Origin of the sequence: Sneathiella sp. (assembly GCF_036844445.1) — a bacterium.
Lineage (GTDB): Bacteria > Pseudomonadota > Alphaproteobacteria > Sneathiellales > Sneathiellaceae > Sneathiella.
In genome coordinates, this window is record NZ_DAIUFV010000001.1 from 1 (window position 1) to 23,064 (window position 23,064).

At 61.0% G+C, this 23,064-nt stretch carries 21 protein-coding genes; 13 read left to right on the forward strand and 8 right to left on the reverse strand.

Annotated elements, in window-relative coordinates:
- Window positions 1–196: hypothetical protein (locus V7Z56_RS00005; RefSeq protein ID WP_334127280.1), on the reverse strand; the 196-nt coding region annotated here is incomplete at its 3' end.
- Window positions 197–412: 216 nt separating this feature from the next.
- Between V7Z56_RS00005 and V7Z56_RS00010 the strand changes: the two genes are divergently transcribed.
- On the forward strand, window positions 413–994 hold the full coding sequence (locus tag V7Z56_RS00010) for a tyrosine-type recombinase/integrase (protein WP_334127281.1): 582 nt from the start codon (window positions 413–415) through the stop codon (window positions 992–994).
- Between the two features lie 147 nt (window positions 995–1,141).
- Here V7Z56_RS00010 and V7Z56_RS00015 read toward each other — a convergent pair whose 3' ends face one another.
- From V7Z56_RS00015 to V7Z56_RS00045, 7 genes are all read right to left on the reverse strand, one after another.
- On the reverse strand, window positions 1,142–9,751 hold the full coding sequence (locus tag V7Z56_RS00015; RefSeq protein ID WP_334127282.1) for a calcium-binding protein: 8,610 nt from the start codon (window positions 9,749–9,751) through the stop codon (window positions 1,142–1,144).
- Window positions 9,752–9,754: 3 nt separating this feature from the next.
- On the reverse strand, window positions 9,755–11,326 hold the full coding sequence (locus V7Z56_RS00020; RefSeq protein WP_334127283.1) for a hypothetical protein: 1,572 nt from the start codon (window positions 11,324–11,326) through the stop codon (window positions 9,755–9,757).
- Window positions 11,327–11,497: 171 nt separating this feature from the next.
- On the reverse strand, window positions 11,498–11,716 hold the full coding sequence (locus V7Z56_RS00025; protein WP_334127284.1) for a DUF6527 family protein: 219 nt from the start codon (window positions 11,714–11,716) through the stop codon (window positions 11,498–11,500).
- A 79-nt stretch (window positions 11,717–11,795) separates the two neighbouring features.
- On the reverse strand, window positions 11,796–12,158 hold the full coding sequence (locus V7Z56_RS00030; protein WP_334127926.1) for a DUF6527 family protein: 363 nt from the start codon (window positions 12,156–12,158) through the stop codon (window positions 11,796–11,798).
- 77 nt (window positions 12,159–12,235) lie between these two features.
- The gene (locus V7Z56_RS00035) at window positions 12,236–13,417 is read right to left on the reverse strand and encodes a ThiF family adenylyltransferase (protein ID WP_334127285.1); all 1,182 of its coding nucleotides are present in this window, start codon (window positions 13,415–13,417) and stop codon (window positions 12,236–12,238) included.
- Complete coding sequence (locus V7Z56_RS00040) at window positions 13,392–13,703, reverse strand: multiubiquitin domain-containing protein (RefSeq protein WP_334127286.1); 312 nt, start codon at window positions 13,701–13,703, stop codon at window positions 13,392–13,394. The genes V7Z56_RS00035 and V7Z56_RS00040 overlap by 26 nt, the downstream gene beginning before the upstream one ends.
- 21 nt (window positions 13,704–13,724) lie before the next feature.
- On the reverse strand, window positions 13,725–13,958 hold the full coding sequence (locus tag V7Z56_RS00045) for a DUF2188 domain-containing protein (protein WP_334127287.1): 234 nt from the start codon (window positions 13,956–13,958) through the stop codon (window positions 13,725–13,727).
- Window positions 13,959–14,102: 144 nt separating this feature from the next.
- Here V7Z56_RS00045 and V7Z56_RS00050 point away from each other — a divergent pair, with 144 nt between their 5' ends.
- The 12 genes from V7Z56_RS00050 to V7Z56_RS00105 all read left to right on the forward strand — a co-directional run bounded on the left by V7Z56_RS00050 (window position 14,103) and on the right by V7Z56_RS00105 (window position 22,725).
- Window positions 14,103–14,426, forward strand: coding sequence for a helix-turn-helix domain-containing protein (locus V7Z56_RS00050; RefSeq protein ID WP_334127288.1), 324 nt, complete (start codon window positions 14,103–14,105; stop codon window positions 14,424–14,426).
- Complete coding sequence (locus tag V7Z56_RS00055) at window positions 14,423–15,340, forward strand: ImmA/IrrE family metallo-endopeptidase (protein WP_334127289.1); 918 nt, start codon at window positions 14,423–14,425, stop codon at window positions 15,338–15,340. Before V7Z56_RS00050 ends, V7Z56_RS00055 begins: the two co-directional genes overlap by 4 nt.
- A 518-nt stretch (window positions 15,341–15,858) precedes the next feature.
- Entirely contained in the window at window positions 15,859–16,080 is a 222-nt protein-coding gene (locus V7Z56_RS00060) for a hypothetical protein (RefSeq protein WP_334127290.1), read from the forward strand.
- On the forward strand, window positions 16,077–16,436 hold the full coding sequence (locus V7Z56_RS00065; RefSeq protein ID WP_334127291.1) for a DUF2958 domain-containing protein: 360 nt from the start codon (window positions 16,077–16,079) through the stop codon (window positions 16,434–16,436). The genes V7Z56_RS00060 and V7Z56_RS00065 overlap by 4 nt, the downstream gene beginning before the upstream one ends.
- A 56-nt stretch (window positions 16,437–16,492) precedes the next feature.
- The gene (locus V7Z56_RS00070) at window positions 16,493–18,337 is read left to right on the forward strand and encodes a ParB/RepB/Spo0J family partition protein (RefSeq protein WP_334127292.1); all 1,845 of its coding nucleotides are present in this window, start codon (window positions 16,493–16,495) and stop codon (window positions 18,335–18,337) included.
- Window positions 18,338–18,411: 74 nt separating this feature from the next.
- The gene (locus tag V7Z56_RS00075; RefSeq protein ID WP_334127293.1) at window positions 18,412–18,597 is read left to right on the forward strand and encodes a hypothetical protein; all 186 of its coding nucleotides are present in this window, start codon (window positions 18,412–18,414) and stop codon (window positions 18,595–18,597) included.
- A gap of 503 nt (window positions 18,598–19,100) precedes the next feature.
- Complete coding sequence (locus tag V7Z56_RS00080; RefSeq protein ID WP_334127294.1) at window positions 19,101–19,397, forward strand: DUF736 domain-containing protein; 297 nt, start codon at window positions 19,101–19,103, stop codon at window positions 19,395–19,397.
- Window positions 19,398–19,464: 67 nt separating this feature from the next.
- Entirely contained in the window at window positions 19,465–19,977 is a 513-nt protein-coding gene (locus V7Z56_RS00085; protein WP_334127295.1) for a hypothetical protein, read from the forward strand.
- A 283-nt stretch (window positions 19,978–20,260) separates the two neighbouring features.
- Complete coding sequence (locus V7Z56_RS00090) at window positions 20,261–20,626, forward strand: hypothetical protein (protein WP_334127296.1); 366 nt, start codon at window positions 20,261–20,263, stop codon at window positions 20,624–20,626.
- A 46-nt stretch (window positions 20,627–20,672) separates the two neighbouring features.
- Window positions 20,673–21,518 carry a hypothetical protein gene (locus tag V7Z56_RS00095; RefSeq protein WP_334127297.1) on the forward strand — a complete coding sequence of 282 codons (846 nt, stop codon included), beginning with the start codon at window positions 20,673–20,675 and terminating at the stop codon, window positions 21,516–21,518.
- A 320-nt stretch (window positions 21,519–21,838) separates the two neighbouring features.
- Entirely contained in the window at window positions 21,839–22,063 is a 225-nt protein-coding gene (locus tag V7Z56_RS00100; protein WP_334127298.1) for a hypothetical protein, read from the forward strand.
- Window positions 22,064–22,530: 467 nt separating this feature from the next.
- On the forward strand, window positions 22,531–22,725 hold the full coding sequence (locus V7Z56_RS00105; protein ID WP_334127299.1) for a hypothetical protein: 195 nt from the start codon (window positions 22,531–22,533) through the stop codon (window positions 22,723–22,725).
- Window positions 22,726–23,064 lie beyond the last annotated feature (339 nt).

Genomic DNA, 23,064 nt, shown 5'->3' on the forward strand with positions numbered 1-23,064 from the left:
TGGTGAGGAAGCAATCGACGCACGCCTTGCCGCCGCCCGCCTGTTCGAGCGCGGGAACGGCAGCCTTGTAGGCCGCCAGCGGGTCGGCGCCTGCGCTGTTTGCACTGGTGGCGCCGGTCGTCTGGCAGGCCGCGAGACCGAGAACGAGGGTGCCGAGGACGAGAACCCGGCGGGATACTGAACTGCTGAGAGACATCATGACCTCCTGGTCGGAAGAGAAGGGAACGGCGCCTTCGGACCTCCGCCACTCGGTCGCGTCCATTCCGGACGTTGCCCCCGTGCCACAGACCCTCCGGCAATCCGAGTGACAGAATGCGCAAAAGTGTCACTGGCCGTGGCCTCGACTGTTACGATTCCAGTCGTGGAATCAGACGGTTAAGGAGGGGCGGCTTTCAAACGCGCGAGACATCGAATGGAAGGATGGAGCCTGTATGATCAGGCCGGGCACCGGAAATATCTCACGGGTGACGAGCGGCGCGCCTTCCTTCGCGCAGCAAGGAAGCATGTACCGGAGGTGCACACGTTCTGCCGCGTCCTGTGCGAGACGGGCTGCCGGGTTTCCGAAGCCCTAGCCCTCACGGTCGATCAGGTGGACCTCGATGCGCGGATGATCGTTTTCGAGAGCCTCAAAAAGCGCCGCAGCGGTGTACACCGCGCGGTTCCGGTATCGGAAGCGATGTTGACCGCTCTCGATGATGCACATGGCATTGCCGCCGCCCTCGCGGCGGGCACGTCGTCGGCACGGCTCTGGCCGTGGTGCCGGATGACCGGCTACCGGCGGGTCAAGGAAGTGATGGAAGCCGCCGGCATCGTCGGCCCGCACGCAACGCCCAAGGGCCTGCGCCACGGGTTTGCGATCGCGGCTTTGGAAAAGGGCGTGCCGCTTCATCTGGTCCAGAAATGGCTCGGCCATGCGAGCCTGGCGACGACGGCCATCTACGGCGATGCGGTCGGGGCCGAAGAGCGGAAGATCGCCAGCCGTCTTTGGCAGTGAAGACGGCGGATTCGTTAAGTAATTCGATGTTGACCGCTGTGACAGAATTGCGCATTTTGTCACAACAGAAAAACATACGCAATTTCAATGCGTTGCATGAAGAGAAAAGGCGGCCCATCGGCCGCCTTTCTTCGTTCGGATTGGCGATTAAGCCGCCAGCACCTGGCTGCTGTTGAAGTCGAGGCCGAGCTGGACGTACAGCGTCGCCCCGCCGCCGGTGAAGGTCGCGAAGTCGATGCTGTCCAGTGTGGTATCGGACCCGCGGGTGAAGGAGTCCACGGTCAGAACCTCGTCACCGGCTTCGCCCGTGATGCGCAGTACGTCGGTGTCCGACACACGCAGCACATCACTGATGGTCAGCGTGACGGTGTCGTCGCCAGAGCTGTTCGCCATGTCCAGCCGCTCGATGGTCTGGATTTTGGTCGCGCTCAGGTCGATGGACTCGCCGCCATTGACCATGCGCAGCGTATCCTCGCCGCTGTTGCCGTATATCCAGATGTCAGAGGCATCATAGATGAGGATGTCATCACCGCTGCCGCCTTGTAGGTAGTCGGTACCCGCACCGCCATCCAGATAGTCGTTACCGTTGTAGCCACCCACGACGTCGTTACCATCGCCGCCGTAAATGATGTCGTCACCATCGCCGCCGATGAGGTTGTCATTGTCGGCTTCGCCATGGATCAGGTCGTTGCCGCCACCGCCATCGACCGTGTCGGCGCCCGCGCCGCCGTAGATGGTATCGTCGCCTCCGCCAGGCAGAAGGCCGCCTGAGCTGGAGTGGTCGGCTTTCAATGTATCGTTGCCATCCCCGCCGTAGAGGGTGTCGTCGCCGAGCCCCGCATAGAGGAAGTCGTTGCCGCCATATCCGTACATAACATCATCGCCTGATGTTGCGCTGATGGTATCCCCGGATTCGGTACCCTGAAACGTATGGTAGGCTTGGTTCACTTCGGCCAGCGTCAGGCTCTCGCCGGACTCGGTGAAGGCGAAGGTCTGGATGGGGTTGGTGCTCTCCCAGTTGGAGAAGCGCATGATGTCCCCGGTGCTGATGATCTGGATATCCAGGCTGGTGCCGTTCTTGTAGATATTCAGGTCGGAGGCGAAGATACCGGCCCCGAACAGCACGGTGTTCGCATCACCGTTGGCATCGCTGTCATAGACGAAGTTGGTGCCGTCGCCGAGGTTGAACTGGTAGGTGTCGTTGCCGGCCTCACCGCGCATCTGGTCGGACCCTGAGCCGCCGATCAGCACATCGTCACCCGCGCCACCCCAGAGGTTGTCGTTACCCGCGCCGCCGTCCAGCAGGTCGTTGCCAGAGCCGACCTCGCTGCCGTTCGCGCTTTTATCGCTGTACAGGCTGTCATTGCCGTCGCCGCCGTAGAGTTGGTCGTCACCCTCGGCCGTGCGGATGTAATCGTTACCGCCGTAGCCGTAGATGATGTCATCCAGCGTCTTGCCGTTCAGCGTATCGCCGTTTTCCGTGCCGTACTGGCGGCGGAACATGTCGTTGGCCTCGGCGATGGTCAGGGACTCACCGGCTTCGGCGAAGGTGAACTGGTTGATGGGCGTGCCGTTCGCATCGTTCCAGTCGAAGATGCGGATTTTGTCGCCCGTGCTCTGCACGGTGATCTCGATCATCAGGTCGTCATCCGCCACCTGGCCGATGAGCAGGTCCGATTTGAAGATGCCCGCGCCGAAGGAAACCGTGTTGACCTCGCCGGCCTCGACGAAATCGGTGATGCGCTTCTCGCCGTCACCGATGTTGAAGTAATAGGTGTCGGAGCCCGCGCCGCCGGTCAGAATGTCCAGACCCGTACCGCCGTACAGGTGATCATCACCGTTACCGCCGTACAGGTAATCGTTGCCATCCCCGCCATAGAGGGTGTCGTCGCCGTCCTCACCGTACAGGGTGTCGGCACCCGTGCCGCCGTAAACGGTGTCGTCACCGGCGTCGGCGTACACGGTGTCGTTCCCCGCGAGCACATCGATGAGGTCACCGCCCGTGGTTCCATAAAGGTAATCCACGCCACTCGTGCCCGTGATCTCGTTCAACGGGATGATGATCTTGCCGTCGTTGGCCAGAATATCCGTCACATCCGCGGCCGCGACGACGGTGCTGTCATCGAAGGCGAACTGCGTGACCTGCCAACTGCCGTCCACGAACCAGTTCTGCACGGTGAGGCTGTCGGTCGTGCCGTCGAAGGAAATCTGCAGGTCGTCACCGACCTGCGCAAAGGTCGCATCACCAGAGGCCAACCCGCTGCCGAAGGTAACGATATTGGTCTCGCCCACGCCGGCCTGATCCAGCATTACATCAGCGCCGAAGCCGCTGTCGAACAGGTATTCGTCGGAGCCTGAATTGCCATACAGCCAGTCGGTGCCTGCACCGCCGGAGAGGACATCGTCGCCCTCGCGCCCGAACAGCACATCGTCACCCCCCAGACCATTCAGCGTGTCGCCGCCTTCGGCCGCCACGATGACGTCGTTGCCCGTGGTGCCGTTCAGCGTATCGTCCATGGACGTGCCGGCAATCAGATCACCGGCATTCGCGGCCTTGCCCGTGCCCGCCAGAATATCAGCCAGGTGGTTGATGTGGATGACCGAGCCGTCCGCGAACTCGAACTGCTCGATCTCGAAGCCAGCCTGATCCCAGTTGGCGATGGTGATTTTGTCGGTGGTGTTGTCGATCGCCGCAATCAGGTTGCCGCTGCTGACGCTGAACGTCACATCCGCAACGTCGATGCCCGCACCGAACACGATACGGTCCACGTTGCCACCGGGGACCCCGAGCGCATCGCCTTGCTCGCTGATGGTGTCCTGACCGTCACCGAGGTTGAAGACGTAGGTGTCGGCGCCACCACGCCCGCTCAGGGTATCGTTACCCGTACCGCCGACGATCGTATCGTTTGCGCTCGATGCAATGAACGTATCATTGCCGCCCCGCAGGTCGATGGTTTCGATGCCCGTGACCGTCATGGAACTGAAGTCCCAGTTATCGGCACCGTTGGCGCCACGAATCAGGTCGTTACCGGCACCGCCTGCAATCTCCTCGATGCCGGAAATAGCATTGATCTTGATGGAGTCGTCGCCGCTGCCACCCTGAATGACATCATAGCCGGCGCCGCCGATGTAGATGTCGGAGAAGGAGCCGTCGCCGCTGACGATGAACGTATCGTTGCCATCGCCGCCATCCAGGTAGTCAGTTCCATCACAGACATAGATGGTGTCGTTATCGGCGCCGCCATAAATCGTGTCATCGCCCTCGGAGCTGTAGATGGTATCGTCACCTGCACCACCCACGATCTGTTCGATGTTTGCGAGGGTCACAGAACGGAAATCTAAGTTATCGTTGCCGGACGTTCCCAGCACCTGGTCGAAACCGTCACCTCCATCGATGGAGGTGAGGGACATGGTCGACGGCAGGATCAGCGTGTCGTTGCCCGTACGCAGGTCGATGCTTTCCACACCGGCCAGGGTCGTATTGCTGAAGTCGATATAGTCATCACCACTCGCGCCGCGGATAAGGTCCGCACCGCCGCCGAGGTCGATCTCTTCAATGCCCGAAATCGTCTGAATCTTGACCGAGTCGGCTCCGCTACCGCCCAGAATAACGTCATAGCCGCTGCCACCGATGTAGGTATCCGAGAAGGAACCGTCACCATCGACGATGAAGGTGTCATCGCCGGCCCCACCGTCGAAGTAATCCGTGCCGTCACCGACGTAGATATCGTCATTCCCGTCGCTGCCGTAAACGAAGTCGTCTCCGTCACCGGCATCCAGCACATCGCCATCGGCCGAGGCATAAAGCGTATCGTTCCCGTCTTCGCCGAACAGATAGTCGGTGCCTTCTGCGGCGTAGAGCGTGTCGTTGCCCGTACCGCCATACAGGGTGTCATTTCCTGATCCCGCATAAATCGTATCGTCACCGGCATCGCCGGACAGGGTGTTATCGCCCGCGGGGGCAAAGAGCCAATCGTCACCGTCACCACCGTACAGGACGTCGTTGCCGGTACTGCCCGTCAGCGTATCGTTGCCGCCATAGCCGTAGAGTGTATCGCCTGCCACGGAAAATGCGGACATCACATCGCCGACTTCCGTGCCGTAGTACGTCACTGCAACGTTTGAGGCCGCGTGTGTCTGGCCGCCGAGAACGAACGATGCAATCGTGCCACTCTGATAATTTTCGATGAAGATATAGTCTGAGCTGCCGTCAAAACTCACCGTTGCGTAGTCCTGCCCGGCATCCAGAGAAACATGCACCCCCGAGGCGGCAATGCCGGAGATGTTCAGCGTTGCACCGTATCCCTCGATCAGGTCGGTGCCATCGCCATAGGTGTAATAAATCGTATCGTTTCCGATTGCGGCCACGATGTAGTCATCGCCCGCGCCGCCGGTGATGCTGTCATTGCCATCGCCGCCGTCGAGGTAGTCGTCACCCGAGCCACCGATCAGCGTGTCATTGCCTGCACCCGCTTCGATGTAGTCGTTGTCAGCGCCGCCATTCAGGGTATCGATACCATCGCCGCCATCCAGAATGTCATCGCCCGCACCACCGATGAGTGTGTCGTTGTCGGCGCCGCCTTCCAGCAGGTCGTTGTCATCGCCGCCGTCGAGGTAGTCGTTGCCGGAGCCGCCAACCAGATAGTCATCCCCCGCAAGGCCATAGAAAGTTTCGGCAGAGCCGTCGTGGCCCTCGATGTAGTCGTCTCCAGACGTACCCGTGATGTTGCGGACGAAGTTCTCCAACTGCGTTGCGGTCCACGTCGTGCCGCCATCAAAGTCTACCGCCACCACCGGTTTGGTCGTCGCGGAGAACCAATCCGGCACGATGACGGCGTCCTGCGTGCCGATGATCCTCAGCATCAGATTCTGCGTGCCCGCCACCTGTAGAACTTCCACATCCGCCGGTGTCACATCAGGGAGGAACGCGATGCGGTTGGCACCATCGGTATCGATAATGGTGTTCACGCCGAAGCCAGTGCCCATGCGGAAGATATCCGCTTCCAGACCCCCATCCAGTGTGTCACTGCCAGCGTATGGCGTGATGACGTCCACAGCGTCCGTACCAGTGATGGACTCGCCAGCACCAGTCCCGTTGCCGTAATAGACGACGTTCAGGTCGATATCCGGGAAAGTATAGGAGACTGTGTACGTGTGGCTCAGATCGACCAGATCGGTGATGCTCAGGCTGCTGTAAGACGTATCTTCAAAAGCCACTTCCGTTACATAGTTATTCCCTACCCATCCCTGCAGGGTGATGCTGCCCGCGTCGCGGAGGTAGATAATCAGATCGTTCCCGTCTTGAGCCGTCGTCACGTCCGATGGGCCGAAGCCCTTTTCTAGGGAGATTTTTGTGTAGCCATCGGTGCTGGCAAGCGAGGTATTGGACAAGTCGCCAAGTTGCACATCATACGTAGTGGAGCTCACGGCTGTCGGCTCCAGCATCAGGTTTTGCAGGTCGGTTTGGGAGAGGACACGACCAGACCCGACGAACTCGATAGACGAAATATCGTCAATGTTAAATGAAACGTAGAACCTGCTTTGTCCGGTAATGTCGATAATGGATGTATCCGTGACGCCATACGTGGGGTGACTATATCCTGTCGAAACGACGGCAATATCCTCAAGCTCAATGCCTACTTCAAAGAAGATAACATCTGTTCCATTGCCTGAGCCCAAGGGTGTGTAGTCGTAAATAATGTTATCGCCACCCAGCTCGACAACATACTGATCGTTGCCGCCCATATCCTGAATGATGTTCGTGCCGGTACCGCCAATGTACGTGTCGTTTGCCGTGTGTCCCCACATGTAGTCGTAGCCTTGGGGGGATATTATTCCGGTACCCGGATCCCCATAGCCGTAGAAGACGTTCGGCTGGTCGATAAAGTCCGACGGTGCGTCCTCGTGCGTTATTTCTATGCGGTAGCCGTCAAGGTTGTCGGCACCGTTCGTGCCGGTCTGGGTGTAGCTCCGGCTGGTAATGTAACTCGCCGAGCCGGAGGGGCTGTCTTCGTAGGTAAAGCTGATGTCCGACCCGTTCTTGATGGTCAGGATCGTCTGGCCATTGTCCTTGACCAGCGTGTCCGCCAACCCGTCGGTCGTGCGCTCAAAGTAGACGTTCGACGGATTAATCCCCGTCCCGAAATACACCATGCCGCTGCCGCTGATGGTATCGTGCCCGTCACCGCTGTTGTAGATGGCCGTACCGCCTTGCAGGGCGATGCGGTCGTCACCGCCGGCACCAATGACACTCGCGCTTGAGACGATCGTGTCCACCAGGTCCGAGCCGTACACGACATCGTTCGCCCCATGAGACTCGATGCGCAGCACATTGGTTTGCTCGGTCAGGTCACCAAGGTGGATGTAGGCATCCCCAACGCTGGCGTCCGTCCGGATGACCGTACCGGCCTCGGCGCCGTATATCTTCTCGATGCCATTGAGCGCTTTGATAGTGAGGTCCTCTATGCCGACGGCATCACCGAAGGGGTCTTCGGACGTAATGGCCTCATGCAGATCGAGCACGTCCGTACCGGTACCGCCATCCAGATCCAGACTGCCGCCGCCTTCACCAATGAACCGAATGGTGTCGTTGCCGTCGCCTGCATCAACGGTGACATCGCCAACGCCAAGGTAGATCTGGTCGGCGCCACCGCCGGAATCGAGGCTGATATCCTGCAAATCGGAAACGGCGATCGTATCCGCGATATCAGAGCCCACGATACCGTCGACATCCGTAAACGTGATGTTCGTGAGGTCGATGGTTGCACCATCGGAAAGGTGGATCGTCGAGCCGTCCTCCGTGCCCTTTATAACCTCGACGTTGTTGATGGAGGACAGGTGTATCTCGTCACTCAGGGCCACGATCGTGTCGTGACCCGCACCACCGTCGATGTTGTTGAAACCCGTACTGTTGGAGGTGTCGTCCACGACAATCGTGTCGTCACCGCCACCTGCTTTCACGATGTCGTTCCCGTGCCCCGGGGCAAGCAGGTCAGCCTTCTCGGTCCCGTTGAGCGTATCATCTCCGTCGCCGCCGAACTTGACCCGGCCGATGGACGACTTAAAGCTCGTGAAGAGCTTGATGATTTCGGAACTGCTGAAGAAGTCGCTTACATATGAGGGGCCCCAAACCGCAGCAGGTAAGCTGAATGCATCACCATCCGTTTGCCCGAGCCCGATAAGTTCCAAGAGGCCCGCATCCACACCCGCCTGTGCGCCGTAACCGGTAAAGCCACTCAGTTGTGCAACATGCTCCGTCAGTTCCGCCACAACGGCATCACTGATAATCCCCATCTTGGCATCCGGGTTGTTGCCGTCCGTCACAAAGCCTTGAACGGATTTCGATGCGATGGAAAACGCACCAACCTGAACCATTTGCCAGTACGCCAGAACTTTGAGCGCGTGGAGGTTTGCGGCGCTCGCACTCATACCATCCAGTGTTTGCTGATCCACATACAGCAAGTCGTTGGCAGCGGTCTGCGCGGCAGACAGGTACTCCTGCAAGGTGATAGAGGCCGAATATTGTTCTTTCTGTGAGGCAGAACGGTTGTCAGCCACGTTGTCGACGTTCGCGATGAAGGCATCGAATACATTCAGAAAATTGGTCTGGTTCTGCAACTCGCCGAGCGCCTGTACGCCGCTCTCTACCTTGAAGAGATTGAGCGCGGCATCACCATAGAGGGGCAGGTAGCTGTGGAAGAGTTCAACCACCTTCTCTGCATTCGTTGAAGGAGCTGCTGCCACCCCCGCAATACCCACCTTCAGGAGGCGCAGGACCGATTCCTCGATGCCGAAATCATGGTCGGCATTGGTTGTCAGCATTTCTGTTTTGGCGATCGACAGTATGCTGCCCAGACCCAACGTGTTTTCGACGCCGCTTACCTGCTCGACCCAAAGCCCAATCCAAGGCTGATCGTAGCTGCCACCATTTACAGCAATCTGGGTTCCTGTAGCGTAAAGAATGAACGTATCCAGACTGTGGAGGTATTCGACGGTGTCGTTATTGCCTGGTATCAAATTGGAGGGAACGTCCACCTTGAATATATTATCACTGTCTACATACGCGGTGTTCCCAACACGAGGAACAAGAGAGCCTTCCATGTAGTAGTGGGCGGAGTTTACGTTACCTAAACTAGACAAAAGTTGAGTGTCTACACCGGCAATTGCCGGCGCATCGATGGTAATCATGTTCAAGGTAATATTGCTGCCTGTACCCACAGCAGTAGAAAAGTCCACAGCCGCGCGCTGCGCCAACATGCCACCGAGGGAATGGCCGACGAGGTTGATTGTTCCTGTCGCCCCCTGAAGTGCTTCGTTAGCTTGGTCTAAAACATTGCTTACGACGTATGCCCCAATCGAGCCGGTAAATGTCTGCCCCGGTTCCAAAGGGCCTCGGTAGTCAAATGCCCATTGAGCATTGGCGAATCCCCCTGCATCCACAGCCCAGTCGGCTACCTGAATATCCGTTTGTTCCGACGCGCGGAAAACGAGCGAGTAGTTTGTTGCGTCACTCGTGCTTTGATAAAGGAAGGCCTGAAAGCCAGTCGGTCCATCAACAAAGGATCTGACCAAACTATATCCGGCAATTGGGGATTCGGCAGGCGGAGAGATATTGGTGGTGCCGGTGTACTGGTTGCCATAGGCTGCCTTCGCCAGGGTTGCAGCCATAATGGCGGTTCCTAGATTTTCTGCCGTAGGAATGCCATTTCCATTCACTTCACCGATGTATTGGCTTTCAATCTTCGTTACCCCAGCCATAACTCATTTCCCCATCAAATTTTCAAAAATATCAGAACAGTAATTAATAACAAAAAGCTGGTAATCAGCGTTCTGCACCGGACTTAAGTGATACTTGCCTACAGTATAATACTTGGGCCATATCCCGACGCCACGACACAAGTTGGGGGACGGGTTTATCGTGCTATAATATTCCGGTTTGATATTGATTTTTGCGGCGAGTTCCTTGTCGTACGGCAAGTCCAGCCGCCAGTGTTCCAGGACACCGTTGTCGCGTAAGTGCACACGGGCACCGGGCACCGAACCGAGGACGCCATATTTGGTGGGCGTTGTGGATGCGAAATTGCCTGGTACGGATACTTCTTGGACACGCCAACCCTGGCGATAGACCCAATAGAAGCGCCGGTCTATCTTTGAATATTCGATTGAGTCTCCTAAGAAGTAGCGATCCTTGCTGGAATCGTACCACACACTGAATATAGACAGTTTGTCGTCAGGAACTCCTAATGGCATATGGTCCATTCTTGTAAGAGGGATCGAAAAGACAACTTCGTTCGTATGTCGATCAACAAATGTCGTTTCGACCCCCACCCGTATCGGTGTTTTATTGATCGTGCTGAACAAATCTGCTGCTTTACCGGAAACCTTGAGATTCCAGTGTGCGAGAAGAGTTGGAAATTGAGACCACTTCCGACAATCAAACGGCGTTCCAGACAGAATTTCACCAACAATACTTGGAGCGTGCCAATACCTTGCCGGACCGGGAATGACCTGGCCCGGAGGGGCAAAATCGAGCTTGTCCTTCAGTTTTGGGTAGTCTGTCGCAAGGACATTGCCAATACGTTTGGCGGGGTCCTTAAAGCCGTGCCGCTTAACAATATCAACAATCTCCGGCCCCCACGCGTTACGAGCCAGCACAAAGTAGGTTTTGCCCGCATCCTCTCCCTCCACGAAGTGGAAGTAGAATGCCCTGTAATCGGGACCCTGTTCAGGCTTGAGGAGCTTTTTGTCCTCCGCCATGATGTCCTGCATGTCCTGCGGCATGGCGCTGTAATCGGCAAAACCGATAACGCCAGGCATGACCGTATCGGCGCAGGGCTCCGGTTCCCCTACATGGCTCAGGCCCAAATAGACGACACGCTTGAGTTCGCCTGTGTCCACATTCCAAAGCATCTGATACGCACGCGTCAGTGAATCCGCACTTGTGAACTGTGCTTTCTCCTCCGGTGACGCGATTTCATGCATGATGAAAGACACGACGCTGTTGTTTACGAACACCGGGCTCTGCCATTGGGTGGTAAAGTCGGAGAGGGTGGTCGCTTCGGGCGGAATGTTGATCAGCGGCAGGCTGTCGACGAACGCCTTGTCCCAGGCATCGCGCTCGTGCCCGCCTTCAGGTCTTTCTGCGAAGCGCTTGTTCAGCCTGTCCAGGGCTTTTACGAAGGGCGTGCGCTCAGGGGCGTTGTCGATGGTTTCGCTTACCGGCTTTGCGGCTGCTTCTGCGGCGAGCACAGTGCCGGGCAAAATAAAAGCGCAGGAAACAAGCGCTGCGCTGAATGAAAATGATGAGAAAATCGATCGCTGTGAATTATGCATCAATAAAAACCACTTATGAATAATGTGGAAATACTCTAATAATATTTCTTGTCATACGAAAGAAAAAATCGTGCAAAAGTTGTAGGGTGCCGCCTGCCCCTGCACGTCGAATGATTGATTAGCGGCTTGGGCTCTCGCTTTGGCGGGGGGTATCTCGCCCCCGCGGGCTGGCTATCCCGCCTGCGAAGGCGGCCGACGTCCCGTATCGGCGCACCAGTCGATGGCTCCCGACTTGACCCAGAAATGCGCGTATGCGCCGTCGAGCTGTCTGACGGACGGGTGGATGGTGGGCCGGTCGAGGAAATCCAGCGTGATGGACCAGCGCGGGCGCCGGTTCTGCATCAGGGACAACTGGATGATCTCGTCCTCATGCTTCGGGCAACGAAACACCGCCCACTTCTCGTAGCCGGGACCACTTTCGTCGGGTGGTCTTGCTGGTCTGGGTCGCAAGGACTCCTCGACCGAGGCCTCAATCGCCGGACAGCCACTTCTTGAAGCGGGACCACCAGCCCATGCCTTCCGTCGTGGGAGGTGCGCCGCTTGGCTGACCTGCGGCGGACACAGTCTTCTCGCTGAAGAACCTGTCCTTGGTCCGGCGGTCATGGGCGCGGCCGGCATTGACCTGTTCTTGCGTCCAGTCACCGGCCCAGCGAACCGTGCCTTTGTCGATCCAGTAGTGGGAGCGGCAGGGGAAACTCCAATTGCCAACGGACGGGTGCAGCGACACCGCCACGCCGTCATAGGTGAGCTTCCAATCGGTCGGGCTGAGCGGCGTGACGACTTCCAGTCCGCAGCCGCAGCAGCATTTGTGCGCCACCGTCGCATAGTCCATGGACACGTATAGCGTCCGATCTTCAAGCTTTTCGGGGATGGCCGTCACGAACACGGTTTCAAAAGCAAAAGTCGGTTTCATGGCTTCTCCTCGTTCAGGAGCATGTTGCCATCGATGGTGTATGTGGCGTGATGCTCGTTGTCCAAATCGAGGTAGAAGCCGAAGAGCTTCTTCCACTTGATCACCGCCAGGGCGGCGTTCAGCGCGTTCAAATCAGCGATCTGGATATTCTTTGCGTAGATATTGTCTGCGTCGCCGCCGGAGAGGCCGATGCGCTTCCTGTCGCGGACGTGTTCGCGCATCCGCGCCGTACTGGTCGTGACCCGAACGATGCCCTGGAGCTTGTCGTCTACAAGCTCGATGCCCATGCCGACATCGACGAAGGGGATGCCGAGGGCTTCGAGCTTCTCGATAATTGGCAGCTTCGCGTCGCCGCGGTCGATGCACAGGAAGACGAAGTCCATGCCTTCGAGCATGTCCACGTTTCCGGCATCGATATGGACATCGTGCGCGACGATGTTCCGGCGCATGGCCGCGTAGCGGTCGCGGAAATAGTGCACCTTCTTGAGCACATCCCTCAGTTCCTTGAGGGTGGCCGCACCAGGTGACCGGAAGGCATTGTGCTGGAGGAACCAGTCGCTGTCGAAAAGATGAATCTCTGCGACGGGCGTCTTGGCCACGAGGTCCAACACATAAGCGCCGGTGCCCCCAAGGCCGACAATGGCGATCCGCAGCCGTTCCAGCTTCTTGGAGGCCGCGTAGATACCGGCCCGGCTGGATGCCGTGTCCAGATACTCGAAAACACCTTCAGGGTCATCCGCCTCGATGACCTGGAAGGTCCTAGCCGTTGCCGTCGGATCGATTGCGGCCGCGTGCCCCGACAACATGTCGGCATAGGTAGACATCTTATGGTGATAGTCCCTGTAACCTTCCTTCGGCTTGCTGGAAAAGGAGTGATCGACCACAAGGCCTTCGCCCAGGGTCTCGCGCCCACTACCGTTGACGATCTTGGTCAGCGGACGGCCATGCCGGTCGCAAGGATGCTCCCCGGCAAACCGGGCGACGTGCGTGTCCGGCCTTGCGGTGACGTCGCCGGCTAGGTTCAGGGTCGATACGAGGAGCCCACGCTTCACTTTGCCCTTGCTGTTCACGTAGGGCACGTTGCGGATCACGAGGTGGTTGGCCTTGATTTCCACCTCGTACCCGTCTTCCTTCAGTTTTACGAGGTCGGGGCTACGACTTATCAGTGGGTGTGACATTGAAGATCATGCCCTTCTTGACCTTCACGCTCTCGCCTTCGAGGACGGAACCTTCCGGCTTGTCGCCGTGCCCCCGCCGGAAGGTGATCGTGAAGACGATGTTTTCGCCGGTCGGCGGGGTGTCGAAGGCGAGTGCCACCAACTGGTCGAAGGTGACCTCCTTGCCGGTGACGGTGCGCTCGCGCCCGTTCACGATGATGGTGGTCTCCTTATCCTGCTGGCCCCCTTGACCGCCGTGATCACTGTCCCGGCGGTCCTCGTCCTTCTCGTGCTTGTGACTATCCATTTTCTGCTCGTCCTTTCCTGTTCAGCCCTTCGGCGGGTACGGGTCGCCGCCGTGGCTGTCGCTGCTGGCGATGCGGCCGTCCTTGTTGTGGATGCGCAGCTCGGTGCCCTGGTTGCGGCTCACCGAGCGGCCACTGTCGATGGCCTCGCGCTTGGTTTCGTGGTGGCTGCTGGCGCGTTCGCCGCCGCCGCGCTTCACGTCCCAGCCCCCGCTCGGGTTCGGGACGACGTGGTGGGTTTTCGGCCCTTTGCTCATGTTCGGTCTCCTGCTTGCCGATTCTTCCGAGAGGGATAAAAAATACCTCTACTCCGAACATCATGCCACGATTGCAATTCGGCAGTCAAGTGCATAAAATATGTCTACACCGAACAACCGAAAACAGCCGGAGGAGCCGCAATCGTGACGAACGTGCTCGGAGAAAAGATCCGTAAACTCAGAAAGGAAAAGGGGCTGACCCTCGACAAGCTGGCCGAGCTCACCGAGTCCAGCAAAAGCTACATCTGGGAACTGGAGAACAAGAACCCGCCCCGGCCATCGGCAGAGAAGTTGTCCAAGATCGCCGAAAAGCTGGGGACGACGATGGATTATCTGCTGGACGAGGGCGAGGCCGTCACGGTCGAAGACGCCGCTGACGCCCAATTCTACCGGCAATACAAAAAAATGAACGCGACCACCAAGGCGAAGATACGCCAGATGGTGGATTTATGGGGGGAGGACGAGTGACGGCTCCGCTTCCCCCACAGCGCGTGGCCAACACGCTCACGGCGCTGCTCAACACCGTCTTTGGCGACGGTCCTGACCGGTTTCCGGTCAAGGTACCCCAACTCGCGAAGGACTTCACCCATCAGCGCTACGGCGAAGATCCGATCACCCTGGTCCAGGGTGCCGCACTGCCGGGGTTCGATGGTGCGCTCTATCGTGCGCCGACCGGGAAAAAGGGCTGGGGGATCATTTATAATAATACGATCACATCGCCCGGCCGCATCAATTTCACGCTGGCCCACGAGTTCGGGCACTACCTCCTGCACCGCGAAGCCTATCCGGACGGCTTGGAATGCGGTCCGCAGGATATGGTCCGTTGGGACAGTGAATATGCGCAGATCGAACAGCAGGCCAACGAGTTCGCGGCAACGTTGTTGATGCCGCTCGACGACTTCCGCCGCCAGATCGCCCCGAAAGCCAAACCGACCCTCGATGACATCGGCGCCTGTGCCGAACGCTATCAGGTGTCGCTCATTGCAGCGGCCCTTCGCTGGCTTCAATCCACGGAGCGCAGGTCGGTGCTCGTCGTATCGAGGGACGGCTTTATCCTGTGGGCGCGATCGAGCCAGAGCGCACTCAGGACCGGCGCCTTTTTCAGGACAGCCAACCGTCCGCCGATTCCGATCCCCGCTACATCGTTGCCGGCACAGCCGAGCCTGTTGGCCAGCAACAAAGGCGCCGTCACGCATGATGCCGGTGTCTGGTTCCGGGAGCCCTGCGACGAAGTCGCGCTCGTTTCGGATCAGTATGACTTTGCCATTTCACTGCTCCACCTCGGTGACGCAATCTCACGCTGGGATTTCAGCGAAGAGCCGGAAGAAGATACTTTCGACAGGATGACACGTCGGACGCCGGGTTCTTCCTGGCTCGAATGAGCACTAGACGCCCCGAATACCCGCTTTCCAGTTCCTGATTTCAAATTGGTCGGGGAAAGCCTTCCCCTGCCTACAACCGCCGTTGGCGTTTTCCGTCACCCCTTCGAGCGGGGACACCCCGCAACGCCCCGGTAGCCGCCGCACCGGGACCCGCGCTGCGCTACCCTGCACGGCGGCAAGCGGCCGGCCCGTTGGGCCGCGGTTGATTTGGTGATGCGCTTACGCGCGTAAACCTCTGGTGCCAGCTTGTGCCGACCCCGGCGGGCTTTACCAAGGTCGCCGTCCGGCCTGCCCGCTCCGTTCCCCCCGATCAAGCCGGGGGTCCCGTGTTGGCCGGATTGCACCCCTTCGGGGCGGCTCCCTTGGCGCCCGCCGGATGTCGGCGCGACGCCGCCCGTTTCTCTTCGCTCCCTTTGGTCACTGGTCGTTCAAGGCGTCGCTCGCCGCTGGGCAGAGGTTCAGGCGCGGGGCGTGTGTGCCCTGTGCCGTCTGTAACCACTGAACGGAGGACTAAGTGCATGACCAACATCACCCCCCAACATCAACGCGCTTTCGAGGCGCTGACCAGCGGCGAGTTTTCAAACTTTGCGCTGTTCAGTTGCTTCGCGGACGGCGCACCCGCCGCCGCGATTTGCGCGGTCAACGAGGAAGGCGGCGAATACCTCATCAAGCCGCTGTTCGTATCGGTGACCGACACCATGCGGTTGACTGACCATGACGGTCGGGAGGCAGTGCAATGAACCTGCTAACCGCCGAACAACGCGCACGGATGCTGGCCAATGGCCATGCCAACCTTGAGCGCATCAACAATGGCCGCGACACCCACGACTGGCAACCCGTGGTGAAGCTGTTCTGTCCGTGGGGCGCGGCGACGTGGCTGCTGTCGGAGCTTGACCCCGAGGAGCCGGACATCGCCTTCGGCCTGTGTGACCTCGGCTTCGGGTGCCCCGAACTGGGCAGCGTGCGCCTGTCGGAGCTTGCCGCCGTGCGCGGCCCCGGTGGCTTGACCATCGAGCGCGACCAGCACTTCAAAGCCACCAAGAGCCTCACGGCCTATGCCGATGAGGCCCGCCAGCACGGGCGCATCGTCGCCTGACCAACCCGCGCCCGTGCTTCGGCGCGGGCGCTCATTCACCTGAAAGGAAATGAGCCATGACCATCCAGACCATCCCCCTGAACAAACTGACCGCCGCCGAGGGCGGCAATCCACGCCGCAGCATGGACGCCGCCGCCCTCGAAGGGCTGGCCGCATCCATCAAGGCCGACGGCCTGTTGCAGAACCTCGTGGTGCGAAAAGCAGGCCGCAAGTTCCGCATCGTGTCGGGTGAGCGCCGCTATCGGGCGCTGTCGCTGCTGGCCGAGCGCGGCGACATCGAGAAGACCCATCCCGTGCTCGTGGAGGTGCGCGGCGACCTGTCCGAAACGGACGCGCTGCGCCTCGCCACCGTCGAGAACATCCAGCGCGAGCAGTTGGCCCCGATGGACGAGGCCGAGGCGTTCGCTACCCTGTTGGGAGACGGCGCATCCCTTGAGGACGTAGCCGCGAAAGCGGGCGTGTCGGTGCTGACCGTCAAACGCCGCGTGGCGCTGGCCTCTCTCTCCGACGAGGCGAAAGCCTTGGTGCGGGAAGGGGAGTTCTCCCTGTCGGTGGCCGAAGCCCTGACGCTGGGCACCCATGACCAGCAGCGCGCCGTCATCGAGCGGCTGGAGCAGGGCTACCACTACGATGCCGACGACCTGCGCGGGATGCTGACCGGCGAGAAACCCGCCGTGTCCCTCGCCATCTTCCCGATGGAGCAGTACACGGGCACGGTCACCGCCGACCTGTTCGCGGACGATGACAACACCTTCTTCGACGATGCCGAACAGTTCTATCGCTTGCAGTCGGAAGCCGTCGAGGCGCTGGCCGAGCATCACCGCGAGGCGGGGGCCGCGTTCGTCGAGGTGCTGACCGAAGGCTATGTCGCATGGTGGCAGTACCGCGAGGCCGATACCGAGGACGGCGAGCAGGGCGGTGTGGTCATCCACTTCAAACCGACTGGCCGCGTGGAGGTGCGGGAAGGGCTGGTCAAGAAGGACGTGCGCCCGAGTGTGGCCGAGGAAACGGCGGATGCGCCGAGCGCACCCAAGCCGCAGCCCGAATATTCGGGTCCGGTCATTCGTATGATGAACGCCCACAAGAGCCTCGCCGTCATGGAGGCCCTGATGGCCAGTCCCCGCAAGGCGAAGGAAGTGGCCGTCATCAACCTGCTGAACGCCTACGACTGGACGGGACGGGTGCGCCTCGATGCCCATCCCGCGCTTGCCTATTTCGCGCAAGCCGATGTTCAGCCGACCGCGTATCTCGCCATCGAGCGGGAAGCGCAGGACATGGTGACCGCGCTCGGGCTGGCGGAGGCCAAGCGCCATGCCTACGCCCGTCCCGTGCGTGGGGCATGGGAGCAGCTTCTCACCGACACCAAGAACCCGACCGACCTCTATGAGGTGGTGCAGGGTTTTTCGGATGCCGAGCTTGACCAACTGCACCTGTTCCTGACGGCGCTGACCTTCGGGCAGGGGAACATGGATGCGCTGGATACGGGCGACAGCCTGTTCAACCGCGTGGCCGCCGACCTCGATGTCGCCATGCGCGATAGCTGGATGCCGGACGAGGCATTCCTGACCCGCCGCCGCAAGGACCAGTTGGAGGCCGTCGCCAAGGAGAGCGGGGCGATTGCCCGCTTGGGACGGATGAAGGACTACAGCAAGACGCAGCTTGCCGCTGCCCTTGCCCGTCACTTCCAGCGGTGCGCCGAGGGCGACACCACCATTCCCGAGGAGATGCGCACGCTTGCCAATGCGTGGCTGCCCGATGCCATGCGCTTCCCCGCCGTGACGACGGAGACGGACGCGCCGGAGCCGGAGAGCGAGGAAGCGGAGGTCGAGGACGTCGGGTCGGACGACGTTGACCCGTCCGACTTCGAAGGCGCGGACGGCATCACCGAAGCCGCCGCCTGACCCGCAGAGACTGCCCGCCCTTCGGGGCGGGCGTTCCTTCGCGCTTTCGTCAATTCGTTATCGGGAGGTTTCCCATGCCCATCATCCTCGGTCTCATCATCTTCGCCGTCGCGGCCTACGCCGCCAATGTCACGGGCAATGCCGACACCTTCGGCTGGGTCATGCTCGGCGGGCCGTTCGTCATCCCCATTGGGGCGTTCGTCCTGTGGCTCGTGGCCAAGTTGGTCGGGGTGCTGTTCAGCAGGCCGTCTGAAGACTGACCACTATCCTCGTGTGCCGCGCCGGTGTCGGCGCGGTGCGCACCCATCTTCTCGAAAGCCGCCTTGTCCGCTGGTCGCGGGCAGGGCGGTTCTCTTTTCGCAGGTGAGGCGCAGGGTGGTGCAGCCGAGCGGACGAAGGCACCAACTCGCCGCTTGTCGGGGGAAGGGGCATCGAGGTCGCCACGGTGCGTCTCGACCTCTGTTTGGGCCGGTCAGCGACCCATCTGCGTCCTTTCCTGTCATGGCCACATCTGAGCCCGTCGCCCGGTCCCGCAACGGCGCGCGGTCAGTTTCTTCCCCTGACCTGCGGTCATTCCTCGCGAAACAAGAAACGGCCCGCTTGCCGTCTGCCACTGCGTTCGGCCCGCTTCGTGTCCCGGTCGGGGCTAAAGCCCCTCCGCGCCTCTTGGGGTGCGGGGCCGGGCTTCGACGGTCTCTCTCATGGGCCATGGAAAGGTCGCGATGGGCGCGACCGCCAGAACCAAACAAAGGAGACTTACATCATGGCAACCATCGGCACTTTCACCAAGACCGACAGCGGCTTCGCCGGCACCATCCAGACCCTCGGCGTCAAGGCCACCAAGGTCGCGATCACCAGCGTCGAGAAGGCCAACGACACCGCCCCCGACTTCCGCATCAAGGCGGGCACCGTCGAGATCGGCGCGGCCTGGCACCGCACCAGCAAGGGCGGCAACGAGTACATCTCGGTCAAGCTGGACGACCCGAGCTTCGCCGCCCCCATCTACGCCAACCTGGTCGAGCAGCAGGACAAGGGCTTCGCCCTCATCTGGAGCCGCTGACCGACCGCGAGCCGCCCGCTCCGGCGGGCGGCATCGCTCCCGATATTTCAAAGTAAGGATTTTGAAGATGAATGATTTTACCAACGATATCGCGAAACGGACCCATGCCGCCAGAGCGCCGGCTTTCGTCGAAATCACTGTCGAGGAACTGGTCGTCTACCGTTTCGTCGTGCCCGCCGATGCAGACGACCCGGAGGGCGTCGCGCTTGACCGCTTCCGGAGCGGCGAGCTGCCCGACCGCGGACCATCCGAGGGCGAGCAGCATGACCTCTCGACTTACTTCGTCGGCGACGCCGAACCGTTGTCGCCGCTCAGCTATGACGACTGGTTGGCGACCTATCGCCCGATCCGGAACCCGTATCGCGCCGATGCGCCTTGCAACGGCCTGATGTTCGAGACTTTCGGTCCCGAACTGGAGGCCGTTCAGGCGGCCAATCCAGCCTGCGTCTGGACGCTGGTTTCGGGCGACGATGACGCCCTCGTCATCCTGAGCGGCATTCATCTCGTCAACCGCCTCGCTTACTTCATCACCGAGTTCCTGTGGCCCGGTGAAGACGTGGTCGAGATCCCGCTCGATTGACGTTCTCGCCATCCGGCCCCTGTCGCTCCGTCGGCGGGGGCTTTCGTCTGTCTCCCTCGCGGCTCACGGCGCGGAGCATGCAATCCATCCCTTGCCCTTCCGTTCGGTGCTGCCGTCCCTCGGATGGTCCCCGACGTGCCGGACGGCGCCTTGCCGTCCATGACCTGCCCGCACCAGCGGCGCCATGCGCCGCCCGTGTTGGTCAGGACCGCTGCGGCTCATGCCGCCCGGCCTTTCGTTCGGGTCCTTCGGGACAGTCATCAACGAACGAAAGGATATTCTTATGGGATTGGATATGTACGCCTTCACCACTGCCGAGGCCGTCGAGGCCGACGTCGACTTCACGCCGAAGACGGCAACGGAGCTCGCCTATTGGCGCAAACACCCCAACCTGCACGGCTGGATGGAACGGCTCTACCGGGCCAAGGGCGGTGAGGCCGAGTGCTTCAACTGCGTGAACGTCGCGCTGACTGCCGAGGACATCGATCGGCTGGAGGCCGACATCAGGGCCGACGCACTGCCGTTCACCGAGGGCTTCTTCTTCGGCGAGTCCGACGGCAGCGAGGTCGAAGAGGACCTGGCCTTCATCACCAACGCCCGCGCGGCCCTGGCCGACGGCAAGACGGTGTTTTATTCGAGTTGGTGGTAAACCCGCCAAGTCCAAAGCCCGGTGCCGCGAGGCATCGGGCTTTCTTGTGCTTTCGCTTCTTTTCGGCGGCAAGTCCGCGCCGTACATTCATCTTATGGACGCGGAGAAGATAGAGCGGCGACTTCGGCGGCTGGATGCTGCCCTGGCCCGGACCGAGCGGCGGCTCGGCACGCTGCTGGAGGTGCGCAATTATCACGAACGTCGCTTCATGGTCGCCCTCGCCAATGCCGAGGCCGCGCAGGACGCCTTCGTGCTGGCCGCGCGGGTTGCCTTCCGTGACCCGTACCGTGCCCTGAAGGCATGGGAGCGGCACGAGTTCCGCCTGTCCAAACTCACCCTTGCCGAGCCTCAGGACGCCGATGTCGCCGCCGGTGCTCATGCCGCCGTCAGCAATTCGACCGGGCTGGCCGGTCTGACCCTGCGGGGGCGGACGATCCTCGGCCGTGACGACCCCGAGCGAACGGCGGCGCGGGCCGCGCTGGAGAAGATGGGGGAGCAGCGGCGGGCCTGGCTCGATGAGGTGCGCGCGGCGCGCACCTACGGCCATGCCGTCAATCAGGTCGGGGAGCAGGTCCGCGAATTGCGGGACCGCTTGCGCTCGGGGGTGCTGCGCCGGGATGACCTTTGGCAGGCGCTCCGCGAGGCGCACGACCGGCCGCGCACCTACACAGTGCCGCCGAGCATGACGCCCGTCGATGAAGCCGACCTCGCCCAACGGGGCGAACTCTACCGGGCCTATGGCGACATCATCGAGGGCAGGCAGTCACCCGAGCGGAATGCCTCGGCAGATGCTCCCATGCTCACGCCAGAAGAGCGCGCCAGGCGGGAACGGGACCGCCTCGCGCGGCTGTACAACAGGGCACGGGGACGGGAAGGCGACCTCGACCGCTAGGCATTGCCGTCCCCAACGTCTGTGACCACGTCAACGGTCATGGAGCGGTCGCCGGGTTCAGCGGTTTCCCAACCATCCGGTCCCGACACACCCGTCTGCGGGCCTTCAGTTACAGGGCGAACATGGCGGGGGTGCCGTCCGGCGCAACGGCGCGTCCCGACTTTCTTCCCCGGCCTTCGGCCTCCTCGCGCACCAAGAAAGACGGGCCTTGCCGTCCTCCGCTGCGCTCCGTCCTTGCAGGTGCGCCCGCCGTCTCCGCCCCGCCTCCTGTCGCCCATGAAGGCCGCGACGGTCGCGGTCGGACGAACGGAGGAAAGACCATGCTGAACACCATCGACACCACCTGCACCATGACCTGGGACGAGTTCACGCTCGCGGTCGACGACGCCCTGCTGATCGAGACCGGTGACGGCCTCGCCGACGAACTGATGCCCGATGTGCTGACCGCCTTCGAGACGGGCATGACCCCGTGGGGCTGCGTCATCGCCCTGACCGAGGGGCGGGACCGCTGCCGCTTCGGCGACGATTACCACGCCGCCGCCTGAGCCGATCGCCGCGACCCGCAGCCGCCCCGCCGGGTATCCCGGCGGGGCTTCGTCGTTGTCTGGGTAGGCCGGGCCGACAGCGCATCCGGGGCACCGGCCGAGACGGCGTCGAAATGCCGTTGACGTGCCGCCACACTGCCGGAAGCTCAGCCCGGCCGAGGGGTATCAGTCGCCCCTGTCCGGCCTCCTCTCGGGAGAAGCAGTAGCCACACCAGCACGGGCCTTCGATAGGGGCCAACTTGGCATCGGCGTCGCCCGCCGCAACGGGTCGGCCCGACTTTCTTGTCACTGCGTTCCAACAAAGACGGTCCTCACCGTCCTCCGCTGCGCTTCGGCCCGCTTCGAGGTCCCGGTCGGGGCTGCGCCCCTCCGCGCCTCTTGGGGTGCCCCGGTCTCCTGTGCCGCTGCCGCAGTTCGGCCACGAAGGCCGCGCGGTGCGGCCAAGAAACCCCGAGAGGAGACCGACCATGAACAACCCATCCACCCTTGAAGTCGTCCAGAGCATGACCTTCGAGCAGTATGTCGATTACGTGACCGACGCATTCGTCGAGTTCTACGACCGGGCGCCCAACGGTGACCTGACGGTGGGCTTGCGCTTCTGGCACGACATCAACGTCCATCCGGAAAGCGCCGCCTTGATGCTGCCGGACTACGGCTACTAGGCCGCCGCACGTCCGCGCGCCCCGCCGGGTATCCCGGCGGGGCTTTTTCGTGCTGCTGGCGGCAGGTCGTCCGCCATGCCGACACCGGCCGCATCCATTTTGACATTTCGTGCCATCCATGTGCGTGATTGTCCGCTACTGAGGCTTGTTGGCGGCTATGGTTCGGTGTATATATTGATGGACGGGAGTGCTTGAAAAGCCGCTGTTTTCCTTGTCTTTGTGACCGAACATCCCCAAATGGAATGAGGAGGAGTGGCAGGTTCACAGTCCCGAGGCAAGATGTATGTTGTACCCCAATAACCCCATGCTGGATGCCCGCCCGTGGCGGCCTTGCGAGGC

Coding starts and splice junctions, on each gene's coding strand:
- V7Z56_RS00010 (WP_334127281.1), top strand. CDS start 413: ATGGAAGGATGGAGCCTGTATGATCAGGCCGGGCACCGGAAATATCTC.
- V7Z56_RS00015 (WP_334127282.1), bottom strand. CDS start 9,751: ATGGCTGGGGTAACGAAGATTGAAAGCCAATACATCGGTGAAGTGAAT.
- V7Z56_RS00020 (WP_334127283.1), bottom strand. CDS start 11,326: ATGCATAATTCACAGCGATCGATTTTCTCATCATTTTCATTCAGCGCA.
- V7Z56_RS00030 (WP_334127926.1), bottom strand. CDS start 12,158: ATGGACTATGCGACGGTGGCGCACAAATGCTGCTGCGGCTGCGGACTG.
- V7Z56_RS00035 (WP_334127285.1), bottom strand. CDS start 13,417: ATGTCACACCCACTGATAAGTCGTAGCCCCGACCTCGTAAAACTGAAG.
- V7Z56_RS00040 (WP_334127286.1), bottom strand. CDS start 13,703: ATGGATAGTCACAAGCACGAGAAGGACGAGGACCGCCGGGACAGTGAT.
- V7Z56_RS00045 (WP_334127287.1), bottom strand. CDS start 13,958: ATGAGCAAAGGGCCGAAAACCCACCACGTCGTCCCGAACCCGAGCGGG.
- V7Z56_RS00060 (WP_334127290.1), top strand. CDS start 15,859: ATGACCAACATCACCCCCCAACATCAACGCGCTTTCGAGGCGCTGACC.
- V7Z56_RS00065 (WP_334127291.1), top strand. CDS start 16,077: ATGAACCTGCTAACCGCCGAACAACGCGCACGGATGCTGGCCAATGGC.
- V7Z56_RS00070 (WP_334127292.1), top strand. CDS start 16,493: ATGACCATCCAGACCATCCCCCTGAACAAACTGACCGCCGCCGAGGGC.
- V7Z56_RS00075 (WP_334127293.1), top strand. CDS start 18,412: ATGCCCATCATCCTCGGTCTCATCATCTTCGCCGTCGCGGCCTACGCC.
- V7Z56_RS00080 (WP_334127294.1), top strand. CDS start 19,101: ATGGCAACCATCGGCACTTTCACCAAGACCGACAGCGGCTTCGCCGGC.
- V7Z56_RS00085 (WP_334127295.1), top strand. CDS start 19,465: ATGAATGATTTTACCAACGATATCGCGAAACGGACCCATGCCGCCAGA.
- V7Z56_RS00090 (WP_334127296.1), top strand. CDS start 20,261: ATGGGATTGGATATGTACGCCTTCACCACTGCCGAGGCCGTCGAGGCC.
- V7Z56_RS00100 (WP_334127298.1), top strand. CDS start 21,839: ATGCTGAACACCATCGACACCACCTGCACCATGACCTGGGACGAGTTC.
- V7Z56_RS00105 (WP_334127299.1), top strand. CDS start 22,531: ATGAACAACCCATCCACCCTTGAAGTCGTCCAGAGCATGACCTTCGAG.